Genomic DNA, 16,561 nt, shown 5'->3' on the forward strand with positions numbered 1-16,561 from the left:
AGCTGGCCTGCTTGCCCGCGGGGGCGCTGCCGGGTTCCACGACACGTTCGTAGCTCACGATCTCCATGGCGCCGAAGACGGGGTGGTGCACCGGGATCGCTGCGGTCTTGTCGCACGGCCCCGCGCAGGGGTCCGCGACGGCCGGCAGGGACGGCGCCGTAGCGGTGGCTGACGCGGCCGGGGTGCTGCCCGCACCCGCGGTGTTCGCAGCGGTGGCCGTGTCGGCGGGACTGGGCTGGGCCACCGCGGTGGCGCCGTCGGTGGCCGCCGTGGAACCGTGCGCGGTCTGCTGCGCCGGAGTGCTCACGCTCTGAGACCCCTGGGGCGTGGTGGCCTCTGCCGCGTTCTGGCCATTCTGGCCGCAGCCCACGAGCAGGGGGACCGCGAGAACCGCGGCGGTCAGGGTCTTGGTCCTGGTGCTCTGCATCTCCATCACCTCTACGAAGTTTTTCGATGACGAACACGCCCTACGATTCATCAAGACGTTTGCTTTCGCAACACGTCGTGACGAAATCGCGACCTCTGTCGTGCCGGGGCGGTGACCGGGCCGGGGGGTGGGGAACAGCCCCGCGGCGTCGTCGAACCCCAAGTCAGAAGGGGTTCGACGCGCGGAACAGCCGATGCGCATCCGACCCGCCACGAGTACTGCCGTGCACGCGCTCAGGAGTAGTCGTAGAACCCCTTGCCGGATTTACGGCCCAGTTCGCCGCGCTCCACCATGTCCCGCATGAGCTGGGGCGGGGCGAAGCGGGGGCGTCGTTCACGGTGGCCGGCGTCTTGCCGATGCCCGCGACCCACTGCAGGGTCAGCTCTTTCAGCTCCTGACGGGTCTTGCGCCCGATCACGATCTCCACGAGCTTGGAAGCCGGGACGGGGTTGAAGAAGTGCCTGCCGCAGAACCGCTCGGGGCGCTGGAGCTCATCGGCGAGCCCGTCCACTTCCACCACGGTCACGCGCGCTCCGGAGATCAGGAACGCGTGGGCGATCCCCGCGCCCATGCGCCCGCCTCCCAGGACTCCCATGCGGGACGGGACGGTTGCGGTGGTGTTCTCGGTCATGTCTTGGGCTCCCTCTTGCGGTCCAGGAACGCTTGCATACGGTCGAATTTGGCCTGCGACTCGAACAGGATGGCCTGCGCGAGCTCGTCCACGTGGGGGTGCGCCTCGCGCGGCATGGCGAACACACGTTTGGACACGCGCACGGCCAGCGGGTCCTGCGCGGCGATGCGATCGGCCAGAGCGTCCGCCGCGGCCAGCAGCTCGTCTGGTTCGTGGATCTCGGTGATCAGGTGGGCCTCCAGGGCCTCCTGCGCGGAGAGGGTCCGACCGGCCAGCAGGATGTCCTTGGCGAGTGACTCACCGGCCAGTTCCCGCAACCGCCACAGGGCCCCCGCGGCGGCAATGATGCCCAGGCCGGTCTCGGGTTGGCCCACCGTGACCCGCGGCGTGCCGATCCGGAAGTCCGCGGCCCACGCGAGTTCCGCGCCCCCGCCCAGCGCGTAGCCGTCCAGGGCCGCGATCACGGGCATGGGTAGCTTGGCGATCCGGTCGAACAGCTGCGAGTTCACGCCGCGCAGGGCGTCCTCACGACGCCGCTCGCGCAGTTGCGCGATGTCCGCACCGGAGGCGAAGATCCCCTTCCCGTTCACGTGCGTGCCGCTCAGGATCATGATCCGGGGATCGCGTTCCAGACGGGTGCACACAGCGTGCAACTCGTCCACCATGACCTCGTCGATGGCGTTGCGCACTGCGGGGCGGTCCAGCGCCACGTGCATGCGGTCCGGGGTGTCGGTGATGCGCAGGGCCGTGAACTGCGCGGCCCACTCGGGGGTGTCGTGCTGCGTCATGGCAGGATCACACCCGCTCCACGAGCAGTGCTGCACCCTGGCCCACGCCGATGCACATGGTGGCCAGGCCCTTGGCGGTCTGCTCCCGCTCCATCCGGCCCAGCAGGGTGATGACGATGCGCGAGCCCGAAGAACCCAGGGGGTGGCCCAGGGCGATCGCCCCGCCGTCCCGGTTCACGATCTCCGGGTCCAGGCCGAGCCGGCGGATCGATGCGAGCGACTGGGTCGCGAACGCCTCGTTGATCTCCACGGAGCCCAGATCGCCCGCGTTCCAACCGGCGCGTTCCAGGACCTTCTCGGATGCGGGCACCGGGCCCAGGCCCATGATCTCGGGGGCGAGACCGGCGGAAGCACCGTCCACGACGCGGCCTCGGGCGTTGAGCCCGTACTTGGTCACGGCCCGTTCGCTGGCCACGATCACGGCGGACGCGCCGTCGTTGAGCGAGGACGAGTTACCGGCCGTGACCACGGACCCGCCCTTGACCACGGGGCGCAGCTTGGCGAGCACCTCCGGGGTGGAGCCCTCGCGGGGGCCCTCGTCCGTGTCCACGACCGTGACCGCACCCTTGCGGCCGTGGACCTCCACGGGCACGATCTCGGCGTCGAAATGACCGGCGCGGATCGCGGCCAGGGCCTTTTCGTGCGACTGCGCGGCGAAGGCGTCCGCGTCCTCGCGGGAGATTCCGTCCACCCGGGCGACCTCCTCGGCCGTCTCGGGCATCGAGTAGGTGGCCTTGCCGTCCCGCGAGAGCGGGCCCTCCACGAACGCGGGGTTCACGAACCGCCACCCGATCGAGGTGTCGAAGACCTCCCCGGGCTTGGCGAACGCCGTACGGGGCTTCTCCATGACCCACGGCGCGCGGGACATGGATTCCACACCACCGGCCACCACGATGTCCGCGGCCCCGGACTTGATCATCTGGGACGCGATCGTGATCGCGGACATCCCCGACGCGCACAGCCGGTTGACCGTAATCCCGGGGACCGTGTCCGGGTACCCGTTGAGCAGCCACGCCATCCGGGCCACGTTGCGGTTCTCCTCACCGGCGCCGTTGGCGTTGCCCAGGATCACCTCGTCCACGAGCGCGGGATCGATGCCGGCGTCCTCCACGACGGAACGGATGCACAGTGCGGCTATGTCGTCCGGGCGCACCGAGGACAGGGCACCGCCGTAACGACCCACGGGGGTTCGCGCCCCTCCGACGAGGAAGGCTTGGGGCATCGAGGACATGGCAACTCCTAAGTGAGGCAATAACTGACCGAACGTTCACTGCAAAGGTTCCCCGATCATGTGAGCCACGTCAATCGATGACGGTCACGCGGGGAAGAGCGCGACGGGCCCGGCAACCGTATGGCTGCCGGGCCCGCCGTGCGCCGTCGTGACCTCCGACGAATCAGAGGCCGGGACGGTTGGTTCGTGTGTCGGGGATCAGTGGCGGCGGATGCGCGCCGGAGCGGTGGTCTCGGGCTCGCCGGCCACCGGGGGAACGATCTCGTCCGGGTGCGCCCGGACGTACTCCTGGTGCACCTCCGCGACGTGCAGGTCCTTGCCCTGGTCCGACTTCTTGACGAACGAGACCGCGATGAAGGACACGAGCGAGATCATGGAGATGTACAGGCCGATGGTCCACGCGGCGCCGGTGCGGTTGAGCAGCAGCTGGGCGATCATGGGGGCGAACGCGCCACCAATGATCGACCCCAGGGCGTAACCGATCGAGACACCGGAGTAGCGGACGCGGGCCGGGAACATCTCGGCGTACATGGCGGACTGCGGACCGTAGGACGGACCCAGACCGATCGTCAGGATGAAGATCGCGGCCGCGAACAGGGGCAGGGACGCCGTGTTGAGCATTCACCACATGGGGATGGCCCACAGGATGATGATGCCGTAGCCGATCTGGAACGTGAGCTTGCGCCCGATCTTGTCCGAGATCCACCCGCCGAACATCGTGAAGATGAGCCACCCGACGCCGCCCACGAGCGTGGCGATCAGCGTCTCGGGGCGGGACATCCCCAGGGCCTTGGTGCCGTAGAACGCGAAGAACGCGATGACCAGGTAGCCCGCGGCGTTGTTCGCGGCGAAGATCAGCGCGGCCAGGATGACCTGCGGGGAGTTGGTCCGGAACAGCTGGCCCAGGGGAGCGGAGGACTCCTTGGCGCGCTGGCGCATCTCCAGGAACACGGGGGACTCGTCCACGGAGCGGCGGATCAGCCAGCCCACGAAGATCAGCACGATGGAGAACAGGAACGGAACGCGCCAGCCCCAGGCCTCGAACTGCTCGGGGGTCAGGATGGCGCTCAGACCGAACATGAACAGGGTGGCCATCAGTACGCCCAGGGGCACACCGATCTGGGGGTAGGCGCCGAAGAAGCCGCGCTTGTTCGCGGGCGCGTGCTCCACGGACATCAGGGCCGCACCACCCCACTCACCACCGGCGGAGAAGCCCTGCAGGATACGCAGGACCAGCAGGATGATGGGGGCCGCGATACCGATCTGCTCGTACGTGGGCAGCAGGCCGATCAGCGTGGTGGCCGCGCCCATCCCGAAGAGAGTCATGACCAGGGTGATCTTGCGCCCGTACTTGTCACCGATGTGACCGGCCACGATCGCACCCAGGGGACGGAAGAGGAAGCTGATGCCCAGGGACGCCCAGGCGACGATCTGTCCCAGCGTGGCGTTCTGCTCGCCCGCCGGGTTGAAGAAATGGGTGGCCAGGATGAAGGCGGCCGCCTGCGCATAGATGAAGAAGTCGTACCACTCGATGGTGGTGCCCACGAGGGTGCCCGCAAGGACCTTGCGTTCTTCTCGGGTCATGGTGTGCGCCAGCTGAGCGGGCGCTGAGGTGGTGGATGCCATGCGGGTCTCCAGGATCGGCGGACGCGGGGTCCGTGGGGTGCCAGTGGCGGAGTGGATCAGGGGAATAACCGACCGATTGGTCTCGAAATAAGTGTACGAAAGAATGTGAAGCGCACCACACGTTTCGTGTATTAAATCGTATATTTTTCCCGGGCCGTTCACCCGGGCGGGCAGCATGTCGGCCGTTGTGACGCGTTCATGACACGGCAACGCCCCCTCCCGCCGTGCCGCACCGTGGAAGGTGCGGGCGCAGCGGAAGGGGGGCGGGCGGCGTCGTCCGGGAAGATCGGGGAACCGGAACGGTCAGCGACGCGGTGGGACTAAAAGCTGCAGGACCAGCCGCGCGGCCTGATCAGAACAGGCGCTCGGACGCGATCCGCGCACCCACCACGAGGGACTCGAGCTTGGCCAGCGCGATCTGCGGGTGCAACCGCCCGCCCAGACCGCAGTCCGTGGAGGCGATCACGTTCTCCTTGCCCACCACGGACGCGTACTGCTCGATCCGGTCCGCCACGAGCTCGGGGTGCTCCACCACGTTGGTCGAGTGAGAGACGAAACCGGGGTAGACCACCTTGCCCTCGGGCAGCTGGTGGTCCTTCCAGACCTTCCACTCGTGGCCGTGGCGCGGGCTGGACGCCTCGAAGCTGTAGCCCTGCGCGCGGATGGTGAGCATGAGGTCCACGAGGTACTTGAACTCGAGGTCCGTGGTGTGCGGGCCGTGCCACGAACCCCAGCACAGGTGGAAGCGGATCTGCTCCTCGGGGAGGTCGCGCAGTGCGTAGTTCAGCGCGTCCACGCGCAGCTGGGTGAAGGCCAGGTAGTCCTCCACGGTGGGCTCGGGGTTGATCTGGTCCCAGGACTCGGCGATCGAGGGGTCGTCGATCTGCACGGTCAGTCCGGCGTCCACGATGGCCTTGTACTCCTCACGCATCACGTCCGCGCACGCGTAGACCAGCTCCTCGTCCGTGGCGTAGTACTCGTTCTTCACGCGCGCGCAGGAGCCGGGGGACAGTGCCGCGACGAAGCCCTGCGTGGCACCGTTCAGAGCCATCGCGTCCTTCACGCGGCGGATGTCCCCGGCCACCGCCTCCTGACCCGTGTAGGTCAGCGGGCCCGTGATCTTGGGCTGGGAGACCGTGTTGCGGTGCACGAGCACGCCCGCTGTGGGGTCCTCATAGGCGTCCCGGAAGCGCTCCCGGTCGCGGCGGTCGGGGAAGCTCGTGAGCACGATGTGTCCCGGGCTGGAACGGTGCTTCTCGCCCTCGTTCCAGCGGTCCTCGTCCGTGGGGGTCAGCCCGCCCAGGCGGTGGAACGAGTAGTTCCACCAGGCCCCGTAGTCCACGGCCCCGGACGTGGTGTGGCCGTACTCGCCGTCGTTGACGATGTCGATGCCGATCTCGCGCTGGGTGCGCACGATCTCCTTGACGCCCTCGTCGAGCGCCTCGCCCAGCTGGGAGAGGTCGATCTCGCCCGCCTGGAAACGGTTGTTGGCCTTCAGCAGCTCGGGGGTGCGAGGCAGGGAGCCCACGTGGGTGGTCTGGATGCGATCGGTGTTCAAGGGCATGGCTGTGCTGTTCCTTTCCATCGGTCCTGGCGTTAGCACCGGTGTCACCCCGGTTGCTGCGGCTTCCACGAGCCAGATCTCTCGGCCGCTCTGGATGGGTACTGCTCCATCCAACAGCATCGCGAGGAGTGGACGCCAGTTGTGGCGTGTCGGACGACGACGCCGCTCCCCGGGTTCCTCCTGCCCGGCCCCTCGGGCTCGGGTCACCGGGGCTTCCGTGACCGGGCGGCCCCCGGTGCGGGCCGTGACTCGTAGCTGGTCCGGGGTGGTCCGTTCCGGATCGTGACCCGGCGGCCCCCCGGGGCGTAGCGTGACGCGGTAGGAGAACCGTCCACGCGCAAAGAGGCTGTCATGGAGCAATCACTCGAGGGGAAGAAGGCCCTGGTCACCGGTGGGGCCAGCGGGATCGGCCGCGCCGCCGTGCAGGCGTTCGCGGACCGCGGCGCCCATGTGGTCGTCGCGGACATCAATGAAGAAGCCGCTCAGACGACGGCCTCCGAGGTGGGCGGGGAAGCCTGGGTCGTGGACCTCTCGGACACCGCCGCGCTCACCGAACTGAGCCTGGACGTGGACATCCTGGTCAACAACGCGGGGATCCAAAAGGTGGCACCCGTGCAGGACTTCGACCCCGCGGACTTCCACCGCATCCTCACGCTCATGCTCGAGGCTCCGTTCCTGCTGATCCGTGCCGCGCTGCCGCACATGTACGAGCGCGGATGGGGCCGGATCATCAACGTCTCCTCCATCCACGGTCTGCGCGCGTCCGCGTACAAATCCGCGTACGTCACGGCCAAGCATGGGCTCGAAGGGCTGTCCAAGACCGTGGCCCTGGAGGGCGCTGAGCACGGTGTGACCAGCAACTGCGTCAACCCCAGTTACGTGCACACCCCGCTCGTGGACAAGCAGATCAAGGACCAGGCCGCGACCCACAGGATCCCCGAGGACCAGGTGATCGAGAAGATCATGCTCACCGAGTCCGCGATCAAGCGCCTCGTGGAACCCGAGGAGGTTGGCGAGCTCATCGCGTTCCTGGCCGGCCCGTCCGCGGGCATGGTCACGGGTGCGTCCTACGCGATGGACGGTGGCTGGACGGCGTCCTGAGCGCGGGGCGACGTCGCCGCGTCCACCCTCGCTGCCGTTCGGTGTCGAGGCAATGGCCCGCGTTCCACGGCCCCTCTCCGGCCAAGGGCCCGAACATCTGCGTCCCGAAAAAACACTCGCAGTCGCACAACGCGTGCGGTATCGGGGCACAGATGTTCCGGGGTGCGAGGACGCGGGGTCTGACGGTACGGGACGACGCCGCTGCGTCCGGTTCACACGGTCGTGGCCCCCGCGCGCAGCGCCGTGGAGAGCTTGTGGGCCTGGTCCAGCAAAGCCGCCCCGAGGCCGGGTCTGCGTTCCGCGGTGAACCGGGGTTCGATCCCCGTCAGGGAGAGCGCGTAGCGGGGTTGGCCGGTCGCGTCGAACACCGCGGCCGCCATGCCCCACGAGCCCTCCACAATACGTCCGGGGTTCAGGGACCAGCCGTCCTCCCGGACCTGGGCGACGAGGCGGCGGACGTGAGCGTCGTCGTGCTGTGGACCGAGGCGCGTCCGCTCCTCCCGGGTGTCCGCGAGGGCGGTCTCCAATTGGTCCGGGGGTAGGTGACCGAGGATCGCGAGTCCCGCGGAGGCCACGCCCAGGGGCAACCGCAGGCCCTCGTAGAGCACGTGCGAGCGCACCGGGAACGCCCCCTCCACCCGGGCCAGGCAGATGACCTCGTTGCCGCGGCGAGCGGAGAAGAACGCAGACTCGCCCGTGGCCTCGGCGAGCCGCTGCAGGCACGGGGTCGCGAGGTCCTGGGCGGGATAACGTTGGGCGGCCACCGTGCCCAGGATGTGCAGTTCGGGACCCAGGGCCCAGTTGCCGTCCTCCGTGCGGTCCACGAGCCCCTCGGCGGCGAGCGCTGCGAGCAATCGGTGCGTGGTGGGCCGGGTCAGCCCCGTGCGGTGGGCGATGGCTGCGGTGGATCCGGCTGACTCCCCGGATGCCACGGCCTGCAGGATCGCGGCGACCCGGGAGACCACCTGCGTGCCCTGCGGGGAGAGCTGCGGGTTCCGGGATTTCTGCGGGGTCATACACGCTCCTGCGTCGGGACGTTCACAATATGGACAGACTAGCGACAGTTTTTCAGATTGTGATCCCTTCACCGACGATTACGGGTGAAGCATTGACCAAGATGTGGTCACTTTCTAGTCTGAGAGGCAGATCACGCACTGGAGGGCTGACCATGTCCAAACTCAGGGACAACGTGGCCGAGTTGCTCGCCGAGACGCTGGGGGACGGGATGACCGTGGCGGTGGGCGGTTTCGGACTGTCCGGGATCCCGCGGGACCTCATCGAAGCGGTCCGGGACAACGGAGCCAAGGACCTGACCGTGGTGTCCAACAACATGGGCGTGGACGGCAAGGGGCTCGGTCTGCTGCTGGAGAACAAGCAGGTGAGTAAGGTGCTGTCCTCGTACGTGGGGGAGAACAAGGAGTTCGCCCGCCAGTACCTGGAGGGTGAGCTCGAGGTCGAGTTCAACCCGCAGGGCACGCTCGCCGAACGGCTGCGCGCGGGCGGTGCGGGGATCCCCGCGTTCTACACCGCCACCGGTGTGGGCACGCGCGTGGCGGAGGGGAAGCCCACCGCGGAGTTCGACGGGCGCACCTACGTCCTGGAACGCGGGATCGTCGCGGACATCGCCCTGGTGCACGCGTGGCGAGGGGACACGGACGGCAACCTGATCTACCGGCGGACCTCGCGCAACTTCAACCCGGTGTGCGCCACGGCCGCACGGATCACGTTTGCAGAGGTCGAGGAGATCGTGGCCCCGGGCGAGTTGGACCCGGACCACATCGTGACCCCCGGGGTCTTCGTGCAGCACGTGGTGCAGTACTCAGGGGCGCCCAAGGAGATCGAGCAGCGCACCACGCGACCGAGGCCCGCGGCGTCGTCGTCGGAGGGCGGAACGGACGTGCGGACCGGCGGTGGTGCCGTCCGAGGCGCTGGCAACGGCGGAGCGGAAGGAGCGGTGGCATGAGCTGGACGCGTGATGAGATGGCGGCCATCGCGGCGTCGGAACTGCATGACGGCGACTACGTGAACCTGGGCATCGGGATCCCGACCCTCGTGGCGAACAACCTGCCCGAGGGCGTGAGCGTGGTGCTGCAGACCGAGAACGGGGCGCTGGGCATGGGCCCGTTCCCGTACGAGGGGGACGAGGACCCGGACCTGATCAACGCCGGGAAGCAGACGATCACCCTGCAGCCGGGGGCCGCGATCTTCGACTCCGCGATGTCCTTCGCGATGATCCGCGGTGGACACGTGAAGATGGCGATCCTGGGGGCCATGCAGGTCTCGCAGCGCGGCGACCTGGCCAACTGGATGATTCCCGGCAAGATGGTCAAGGGAATGGGCGGGGCCATGGACCTTGTGACCGGAGCACCTCGTGTGCTGGTCTTGACGGAACACGTCGCCAAGGACGGCTCCGCCAAGCTCAAGCGGGAGTGCGATCTGCCCCTGACCGGTGTCGGGGTCGTGGACCGCATCATCACCGACCTGTGCGTCTTCGACGTGGAGGAACACGGGCTGGTGTTGCGGATCCTCGCCCCGGGTGTGACCGAAGAAGAAGTAGCAGCCAAAACCGAGGCCGAATACCGGGTTGAGCTCGTGGACGTCACCCCGGACTCCGTGCCCGTACAGGAGGAGAAATGACAGAGAACGCCAATGACGTGGTGATCGTCAACGGAGCACGCACACCCCAGGGCAAACTGCTGGGCGCGCTCGCGGACCTGAGCGCCGTGGACCTGGGCGCGCACGCGATCAAGCACGCCGTGCAGCGCGCGGGGGTCTCCCCCGAGGACGTGGATTACGTCTACATGGGCAACGTGGTGCAGGCGGGCACCGGGCAGAACCCGGCCAAGCAGGCCGCGGTGAAGGCCGGACTGCCCAAGACCGTCCCGGCGGCGGCCCTGAACAAGGTGTGCCTGTCCGGTCTGGTGGCCGTCACGGAAGCGGCGCGAATGCTGCGCCTGGGTGAGGCGGACGTCGTCGTGGCCGGCGGGATGGAATCCATGACCAACGCGCCGCACCTGGCCCTGGGTGCTCGCAAGGGCAAGTCCTACGGGGACATGCGGCTCGCGGACTCGCTCGCCCACGACGGGCTCGTGGACGTCGAGAAGGGCGTGCCCATGGGTGAGCTCACCGAGTCCGGCAACGGCGAGCGTCAGATCGACCGCGCCGAGCAGGACGCGGTGGCCGCGCGCAGCCACCAGCTCGCGGGCAAGGCCCAGCAGGACGGGATCTTCGCGGACGAGATCGCGCCCATCGAGGTGCCCCAGCGCAAGGGCGATCCGATCACGGTGTCCGAGGACCAGGGCGTGCGCCCCGATTCTACCGCGGAGGGCCTCGGCAAGCTGCGCCCCGCCTTCACGAAGGACGGCGCCATCACCGCGGGCAACTCGTCCCCCATTTCCGACGGCGCTGCGGCCCTCGTGCTGACCACGCGCGGCTACGCGGAGGAGCACGGACTCGAGTGGCTCGCCGTGGTGGGCAAGCCCGGTCAGGTGGCCGGCCCGGATACCTCCCTGCACTCCCAGCCCTCCCGGGCCATCGAGCACGCGCTCTCGCGGTCCGACTGGACCCTGGAGGATCTGGACTTCATCGAGATCAACGAGGCGTTCGCGGCCGTGGCCGTGCAGTCGGTGCGCGACCTGGGCGTGGACCCCGAGAAGGTCAACATCCACGGTGGTGCGATCGCCTTGGGCCACCCCGTGGGGGCCTCGGGCGCGCGGATCGCGCTGCATGCCGCTTTGGAACTGGCGCGGCGTGGCTCCGGCAAGGCCGCCGTGTCCCTATGCGGTGGCGGCGGTCAGGGTGAGGCGTTGTTGTTGAGCCGTTGAGCCTTTGAGCCTTGCAGGTGGGTCACGCCCGTCCCGGACCCGGGGCGGGCGTGACCCGCACCAGGGACGGCCCGGCTCGAGTCGGCTGACCGGCCCGGGTGCTAACCGGGGGCGGGCGGCCGGGGTGATCGAATGGATTCAGGAGGAACCATGGCGCACACGGCATCCACATCGGACTCGACATCGTCGGGGGGCCCCGGATCAGGGGGCGGGCCTGTCCCGGACCCCCGGCGCACCCGCAAGCGGGCGGCGCTGTCCGGGTTCCTGTTCGGATGCGGTATCGCCGCCTCCATGATCGACTTGTTCATCTTCCACCTGGGCCTGCAGTGGCACCACTTCTACGACCTTTCCACGCACGAGGTGGCTCTCGTGACGGACGGGTTCTTCCACGCCTTCGGGTGGTTCATCACCATCTGGGGTCTGTTCCTGCTCGCTGACGTGCGCCGACGGGGTGGGGTGCACTGGCCCCACTGGATCGGGGCCGTGATCCTGGGCGTGGGGACCTTCCAGCTCTTCGATGGCATCGTGGACCACAAGCTGCTGGGCATCCACCAGATCCGCTATGGCGTGGACATCCTTCCGTACGACCTCGTGTGGAACGGCACCGCGGTGATCCTCATGCTCATCGGGTTCGTGGTGCTGCGGCGCGGCGCGCGGGCCTATCGGACCCGCTGATGTCCTCGGACCACGCCCACCATGCGGATCACACCCACCACGCGGAGACCGCCGCTGCTGTCGGATGGCCTGTGTTCGAGTGGCTGGTCGTGGTGGTGCTGGTACTGGCTGCCGCGGGGTACGGGTGGTTGTTGTGGTCGGGCCGTCACAGGACGGGCCCGAGTCCGTGGCGTCCCGTGAGTTTCTACGTCGGCCTGCTGGGCGTGGGGGTGGGCCTCGTGGGGCCCCTCGCCCACGCCGGGCACACCAGCTTCACCGCTCACATGGTGGGGCACCTGTTGGTGGGGATGCTCGGACCCCTGCTGCTCGTACTGGGCGCGCCCGTGCGGGTGGCGCTGCGCGGGCTGTCCACCGCTGGGGCGCGCCGGGTCTCGCGGGTGCTGCGGTTCCCGGTCGTCCGCTGGGTCACGCACCCCGTGGTGGCCGCGATCCTCAATGCTGGCGGGTTGTGGTTGCTCTACACCACCGCGCTGTTCCACTGGATGCACGCCTCCGCGTGGGGCCACGCGCTCGTCCACACCCACATCTTCCTGGCCGGCTACGTGTTCACGGCGGCCATCGCCGGACCGGACCCCGATCCGCATCGTTCGTCCTTCCGGGTGCGCGCCGTGGTCCTGGTGCTCTTCATCGCGGCGCACTCGGTCCTGGCCAAGTGGCTCTACGCGCATCCGCCCGCGGGAGTCGCGCCCCACGACGCCCACGTGGGCGCGCAGGTCATGTACTACGGCGGCGACGTCGTGGACGTCCTGCTGATCGTCCTGCTGTTCCTGGGCCACCACCGGGCCACGCGCCCGCGCCCGGCAACCGATCGCATGTACCCAACCCTGATCCAGATCGGAGAACCACCCGTGTCCCGCCACCACCGAGAGCCGTTGTCATGAGCACCCCGGGAACCCCGCAGGCCACCGCCGCCCGGTCCGAACCGCCGCTGGCCCGCGTGATGCGGCCGCTCAACACCGCCGTGGAGAGGTTCATCCCCTCGGCGCTGATCTTCGCCATAGTCCTCACCGTCCTGGTGGCCCTCATGGCCCTGCTGCTGACCGATTCCGGGCCCGTGGCCGTGATCCAGGGATGGGGCACGGGACTGTCCGGGCTGCTGGAGTTCATGACCCAGATGGCGCTGGTGCTGTTGCTCGGTCATGCCCTGGCCAGTACCCGGCCCGTGCGCGCCGGTCTCGGCAAGTTGGCCTCGGTGCCCCGCTCATCCCTGCGCGCCTACGTCTTCGTGTTCGTCATCGCTGCGGTGGCCTCGCTCATCACATGGGGTTTCGGCCTGGTGGTCGGCGGTCTGCTCGCCCGGGAGGTCGCCGCGGAGTTCGCGCGCAGGCGCCAGGCCGTGAGCTTCCCGATGCTCGTGGCGTCCGGGTTCTCCGGGTTCGTGGTGTGGCACATGGGGTATTCGGGCTCCGGCCCACTGACCGCCGCGACCCCGGGCTCGTTCATCGAGAAGCAGGTGGGCCACATCATTCCCATCAGGGAGACCATTTTCTCGTGGTGGAACATCAGCGCGATCGTCGTCACCCTGATCCTGGTGGCCCTGGCGCTCTGGCTCGTGGCACCGCGCAGCGTTCCCGAGTCCCACACGGTCACGGCCGAGGCGCCCGCCCAGTCCGAACAGGAGATCGAGCGCCCGGTGATCGAGGCCCCGGCCGACCGGTTGGATGCCTCCCGCATCCCCACGACTCTCGTGGGCCTGGAACTGGTGGCCTACCTGGTCATCCACTTCGCCGGGGGTGGAACGGTCACCCTGAACATCGTGAACTGGATGTTCCTGGGGCTGATCTTCCTGTTGTCCCGCAACACGTTCGAGGTCATGGGCCTGGTCAAGAACGCCGCGTCGAACGTGGGGGACATCCTGCTGCAATTCCCCCTGTACGCCGGGATCATGGGCATCATGACCGCCACGGGGCTGATCCAGGTGCTCTCCGACTCGATCGTCGCCGTGGCATCGCCTCAGACGCTGGGCCTGCTGGCCTTCCTGTCCGCAGGGCTGGTCAACTTCTTCGTCCCGTCCGGCGGCGGGCAGGTGGCCATCCAGGCACCCATCCTGTTGGACGCCGCCGCCCGCCTGGACGTGGACCCCTCCGTGGTGATCATGGCCGTGTCCTACGGCGATCAATGGACGAACATGATCCAGCCGTTCTGGGCCCTGCCGTTGCTGGCCATCGCGGGACTGAAGATCCGGGACATCCTGGGCTACACGACCGTGGTGTTGTTGGTCTCCGGGATCGTCTTCGCCGCCACCATGCTGGTCGTGGGCGCGGGGGTCTGAGCGCGTGTCGTGTTCCGGGCGCACCGCGGTCTCGGAGCACGACGGCGCTCGGCGTCACCTCGCTGAGGTGGCCGGGGTGTCAGACCTCGTCCGGGTTCCAGCCCTGGACCTTGCCGTCCGGGGCCGCGTACTTCACGATCAGGCTGCAGTCCAGATCCCCGTACCCCTCGTCGATCAGGCGCTGGAAGCGCTGGGCCGCGAGTTCGGCCGCGGGGAGGTCCACGCCCGTCTGCTCACCGGCGGACAGCGCGAGCCCCACGTCCTTGGCGGCCAGGACGGAACCCTCCGCACACGCTTCGAGATTGACGAAGAGCATCATGTTGTTCACGATCTTGGCCGATTGCCCCATGCCCGGCCCGCCGGTGTGCACGATCCGACCCGCCATGGGAGTGATGACCTGCTCGGCCCGGGCCACGGTGTCCTTGTCGCCCCCGATCATGAACGTGAGTGTTCCCGCCGCAGCACCGCTGATCCCGCCCGAGACCGGGGCGTCCACGAACGCGAAACCCTTCTCCGCTGCGGCCTTGTGCAGCTCCAGGGCGGTTTCCACGTCGATCGTGGAACTGTCGATGAGGAGGGCGTCCTTCGGGGCGAGCGCCAGGACGCCCTGGTCGCCGAGGTAGACGGCGCGGGAGTGCTCGCCCTTGGGCAGCATGGTGAACACCACCTCCGCACCCTCGAGGGCTTCGGCCATGGAGGAGAACGTCTCCACACCGCCGTCCCGCGCGGTGGCCATGGCCCGCTCGTCGAGGTCGAAGCCGCGCACGGTGTGACCCGCTTCGACCAAGTTCGCGGACATCGGGGATCCCATGTGGCCCAGTCCGATCCAGCTGATGACGGTCATGATGTCGATCCTTTCGTCGTGCCCCGAGGGTTTCGTCGGTCGCGCGTCGCGGGGTTCAGGCGCCGTGGTGCGCGGCGCGTTCTTCGTCCAGGCGGCGGCGATCGGCGTCGTCGACCGACTGCAGGGAAATCCCGCGGGTCTCACGCAGCGTGATCACGGCGAAGAGCGTGATCACGCACGCGATGGAGATGTAGATGGAGATGGGGACCCACGAGTCGAACTGGCGCAGCAGCGTCGTCGCGATGATGGGCGCAAGGGAACCCGCGATGATCGAGGTGACCTGGTAGCCCAGGGAGACGCCGGAGTAGCGCATGCGGGTGGGGAACATCTCGGCCATGATCGCGGGCTGACCGGCGTACATGAACGCATGGATCACGAGACCCACCACGATCGTTCCCAGGATGATCCACTCGTTGCGGGTGTTGAACAGCGGGAAGGCCGCGAATGCCCAGACGATGCCCAGCGCGGCCCCGGTGGCGTATACGGGACGCCGCCCGGCTTTGTCGGAGAGCCGGCCCACGAGCGGGACCACGATCGCATGGACGACGTGCCCCACCAACAGGAGCAACAGGATGTTCGAGGTGTTCATCTTCAACTGCGTGGACAGGTAGGTGATGGAGAACGTGACGACGATGTAGTAGAGGATGTTCTCCGCGAAGCGCAGGCCCATGGCGCCGAGCACGCCGCGGGGGTAGCGGCGGAACACCTCCGCCACGCCGTACGCCGCGCCCTTGGCCTCGATGATCTCCTGCTGGGTCTCCTTGAAGATCGCGGCATCCGTGACGTGGGTGCGGATGTAGTAGCCCACGGCCACGATCACCACGGAGAGCCAGAAGCCCACGCGCCAGCCCCACGACAGGAACTGTTCGTCCGAGAGCGTGCGGGACAGCACCAGGAGCACGACGGTGGCCAGGAGGTTGCCCAGGGGGACCGCGGCCTGGGGCCAGCTGGCCCAGAACCCGCGTTCCTTGTTGGGTGAGTGCTCGGCCACGAGCAGGACGGCGCCGCCCCATTCGCCACCCACGGCGAATCCCTGCGCGAACCGCAGGAAGACGAGCAGTGCCGGGGCCAGGTAGCCCACCTGGTGGAACGTGGGCAGGCAGCCCATGAGGAAGGTCGTGGCACCCACCAGGACGATGGCGACCTGCAGCAGATGCTTGCGGCCGTACTTGTCACCGTAGTGACCGAAGACGATGCCGCCGAGCGGGCGGGCGATGAAGCCCACCGCGTAGACCAGGAACGCTTTGATGATGCCGTCCAGCAGGTTGCCGGTGTCTACGAAGAACAGGGGACCGAAGACCAGGGTCGAGGCGGTCGCGAACAGGAAGAATTCGTACCACTCGACCACCGTGCCGGCCATCGACGCCGCGACCACCTTCTTGAGGCCCCCGCGGGGCTGCTCGTTCGCGGCGGGTCCGGTGCCCGGCGGTGGGGTGGTCTGGTCCGTGGTGCTCATGGGGGTCTCCTTCTGCTCTGGCCCATGTGATGACCGTCACAGTGCAGTGCCACCAACCTACTGGGCGGTGGTCGTGCGCTCAATGGCCAAAACGTGGCCGGGGGCGTGCAGAAATGCACAGA

13 protein-coding genes, 3 pseudogenes and 1 riboswitch are annotated in these 16,561 nt (G+C 68.3%); of the genes and pseudogenes, 7 read left to right on the top strand and 9 right to left on the bottom strand.

The window, feature by feature from the left end:
* From Q9R22_RS05665 to Q9R22_RS05690, 6 genes and pseudogenes are all read right to left on the bottom strand, one after another.
* Nucleotides 1–427, bottom strand: a pseudogene (locus tag Q9R22_RS05665) (hypothetical protein); the annotation flags it as partial.
* 233 nt (nucleotides 428–660) lie between these two features.
* Nucleotides 661–1,058 (bottom strand): annotated as a pseudogene (locus Q9R22_RS05670) (3-hydroxyacyl-CoA dehydrogenase NAD-binding domain-containing protein).
* The gene (locus Q9R22_RS05675) at nucleotides 1,055–1,846 is read right to left on the bottom strand and encodes an enoyl-CoA hydratase/isomerase family protein (protein ID WP_131332199.1); all 792 of its coding nucleotides are present in this window, start codon (nucleotides 1,844–1,846) and stop codon (nucleotides 1,055–1,057) included. The pseudogene Q9R22_RS05670 and the gene Q9R22_RS05675 overlap by 4 nt, the downstream one beginning before the upstream one ends.
* A gap of 7 nt (nucleotides 1,847–1,853) precedes the next feature.
* The gene (locus Q9R22_RS05680) at nucleotides 1,854–3,077 is read right to left on the bottom strand and encodes a thiolase family protein (RefSeq protein WP_131332200.1); all 1,224 of its coding nucleotides are present in this window, start codon (nucleotides 3,075–3,077) and stop codon (nucleotides 1,854–1,856) included.
* A 198-nt stretch (nucleotides 3,078–3,275) separates the two neighbouring features.
* A pseudogene (locus Q9R22_RS05685) lies at nucleotides 3,276–4,703 on the bottom strand (MFS transporter).
* 352 nt (nucleotides 4,704–5,055) lie between these two features.
* Nucleotides 5,056–6,267 carry a cobalamin-independent methionine synthase II family protein gene (locus tag Q9R22_RS05690; protein WP_131332201.1) on the bottom strand — a complete coding sequence of 404 codons (1,212 nt, stop codon included), beginning with the start codon at nucleotides 6,265–6,267 and terminating at the stop codon, nucleotides 5,056–5,058.
* 14 nt (nucleotides 6,268–6,281) lie between these two features.
* Nucleotides 6,282–6,368, bottom strand: a riboswitch (SAM riboswitch).
* Between the two features lie 250 nt (nucleotides 6,369–6,618).
* Between Q9R22_RS05690 and Q9R22_RS05695 the strand changes: the two genes are divergently transcribed.
* The gene (locus Q9R22_RS05695; protein ID WP_131332202.1) at nucleotides 6,619–7,368 is read left to right on the top strand and encodes a 3-hydroxybutyrate dehydrogenase; all 750 of its coding nucleotides are present in this window, start codon (nucleotides 6,619–6,621) and stop codon (nucleotides 7,366–7,368) included.
* Between the two features lie 212 nt (nucleotides 7,369–7,580).
* Here the strand turns inward: Q9R22_RS05695 and Q9R22_RS05700 are convergent, their stop codons facing one another.
* On the bottom strand, nucleotides 7,581–8,384 hold the full coding sequence (locus tag Q9R22_RS05700; RefSeq protein WP_131332203.1) for an IclR family transcriptional regulator: 804 nt from the start codon (nucleotides 8,382–8,384) through the stop codon (nucleotides 7,581–7,583).
* Nucleotides 8,385–8,536: 152 nt separating this feature from the next.
* Here Q9R22_RS05700 and Q9R22_RS05705 point away from each other — a divergent pair, with 152 nt between their 5' ends.
* The 6 genes from Q9R22_RS05705 to Q9R22_RS05730 all read left to right on the top strand — a co-directional run bounded on the left by Q9R22_RS05705 (nucleotide 8,537) and on the right by Q9R22_RS05730 (nucleotide 14,139).
* Nucleotides 8,537–9,331 carry a CoA transferase subunit A gene (locus Q9R22_RS05705; protein WP_242670562.1) on the top strand — a complete coding sequence of 265 codons (795 nt, stop codon included), beginning with the start codon at nucleotides 8,537–8,539 and terminating at the stop codon, nucleotides 9,329–9,331.
* Nucleotides 9,328–10,005 (top strand): CoA transferase subunit B, encoded by a 678-nt coding sequence (locus Q9R22_RS05710; protein WP_131332204.1) that lies wholly within the window; start codon nucleotides 9,328–9,330, stop codon nucleotides 10,003–10,005. The genes Q9R22_RS05705 and Q9R22_RS05710 overlap by 4 nt, the downstream gene beginning before the upstream one ends.
* Nucleotides 10,002–11,192 (top strand): acetyl-CoA C-acetyltransferase, encoded by a 1,191-nt coding sequence (locus tag Q9R22_RS05715; protein WP_064846513.1) that lies wholly within the window; start codon nucleotides 10,002–10,004, stop codon nucleotides 11,190–11,192. The genes Q9R22_RS05710 and Q9R22_RS05715 overlap by 4 nt, the downstream gene beginning before the upstream one ends.
* A 150-nt stretch (nucleotides 11,193–11,342) precedes the next feature.
* Entirely contained in the window at nucleotides 11,343–11,867 is a 525-nt protein-coding gene (locus Q9R22_RS05720) for a DUF2243 domain-containing protein (RefSeq protein WP_131332205.1), read from the top strand.
* Nucleotides 11,867–12,748: a cytochrome c oxidase assembly protein gene (locus tag Q9R22_RS05725; protein ID WP_131332206.1), complete on the top strand. Its 882-nt coding sequence runs from the start codon at nucleotides 11,867–11,869 to the stop codon at nucleotides 12,746–12,748. Before Q9R22_RS05720 ends, Q9R22_RS05725 begins: the two co-directional genes overlap by 1 nt.
* Nucleotides 12,745–14,139 carry a short-chain fatty acid transporter gene (locus tag Q9R22_RS05730; protein ID WP_131332207.1) on the top strand — a complete coding sequence of 465 codons (1,395 nt, stop codon included), beginning with the start codon at nucleotides 12,745–12,747 and terminating at the stop codon, nucleotides 14,137–14,139. Before Q9R22_RS05725 ends, Q9R22_RS05730 begins: the two co-directional genes overlap by 4 nt.
* A 79-nt stretch (nucleotides 14,140–14,218) precedes the next feature.
* On the opposite strand, the gene Q9R22_RS05735 is transcribed toward Q9R22_RS05730, so the two are convergent.
* A complete protein-coding gene (locus tag Q9R22_RS05735) occupies nucleotides 14,219–14,983 on the bottom strand; it encodes an NAD(P)-dependent oxidoreductase (RefSeq protein ID WP_131332208.1) in 765 nt (254 codons plus the stop codon).
* A gap of 55 nt (nucleotides 14,984–15,038) precedes the next feature.
* The gene (locus Q9R22_RS05740) at nucleotides 15,039–16,439 is read right to left on the bottom strand and encodes an MFS transporter (RefSeq protein WP_131332209.1); all 1,401 of its coding nucleotides are present in this window, start codon (nucleotides 16,437–16,439) and stop codon (nucleotides 15,039–15,041) included.
* Nucleotides 16,440–16,561: the final 122 nt, after the last annotated feature.

The organism is Kocuria sp. PD6, from assembly GCF_031844145.1.
Taxonomy (GTDB): Bacteria; Actinomycetota; Actinomycetes; order Actinomycetales; family Micrococcaceae; genus Kocuria; species Kocuria marina.

Excerpts from the sequence above, each read along its gene's own strand:
- Q9R22_RS05700 (WP_131332203.1), bottom strand. The coding sequence starts at position 8,384 with ATGACCCCGCAGAAATCCCGGAACCCGCAGCTCTCCCCGCAGGGCACG.
- Q9R22_RS05725 (WP_131332206.1), top strand. The coding sequence starts at position 11,867 with ATGTCCTCGGACCACGCCCACCATGCGGATCACACCCACCACGCGGAG.
- Q9R22_RS05680 (WP_131332200.1), bottom strand. The coding sequence starts at position 3,077 with ATGTCCTCGATGCCCCAAGCCTTCCTCGTCGGAGGGGCGCGAACCCCC.
- Q9R22_RS05675 (WP_131332199.1), bottom strand. The coding sequence starts at position 1,846 with ATGACGCAGCACGACACCCCCGAGTGGGCCGCGCAGTTCACGGCCCTG.
- Q9R22_RS05705 (WP_242670562.1), top strand. The coding sequence starts at position 8,537 with ATGTCCAAACTCAGGGACAACGTGGCCGAGTTGCTCGCCGAGACGCTG.
- Q9R22_RS05690 (WP_131332201.1), bottom strand. The coding sequence starts at position 6,267 with ATGCCCTTGAACACCGATCGCATCCAGACCACCCACGTGGGCTCCCTG.
- Q9R22_RS05735 (WP_131332208.1), bottom strand. The coding sequence starts at position 14,983 with ATGACCGTCATCAGCTGGATCGGACTGGGCCACATGGGATCCCCGATG.
- Q9R22_RS05720 (WP_131332205.1), top strand. The coding sequence starts at position 11,343 with ATGGCGCACACGGCATCCACATCGGACTCGACATCGTCGGGGGGCCCC.
- Q9R22_RS05695 (WP_131332202.1), top strand. The coding sequence starts at position 6,619 with ATGGAGCAATCACTCGAGGGGAAGAAGGCCCTGGTCACCGGTGGGGCC.
- Q9R22_RS05710 (WP_131332204.1), top strand. The coding sequence starts at position 9,328 with ATGAGCTGGACGCGTGATGAGATGGCGGCCATCGCGGCGTCGGAACTG.
- Q9R22_RS05715 (WP_064846513.1), top strand. The coding sequence starts at position 10,002 with ATGACAGAGAACGCCAATGACGTGGTGATCGTCAACGGAGCACGCACA.
- Q9R22_RS05730 (WP_131332207.1), top strand. The coding sequence starts at position 12,745 with ATGAGCACCCCGGGAACCCCGCAGGCCACCGCCGCCCGGTCCGAACCG.
- Q9R22_RS05740 (WP_131332209.1), bottom strand. The coding sequence starts at position 16,439 with ATGAGCACCACGGACCAGACCACCCCACCGCCGGGCACCGGACCCGCC.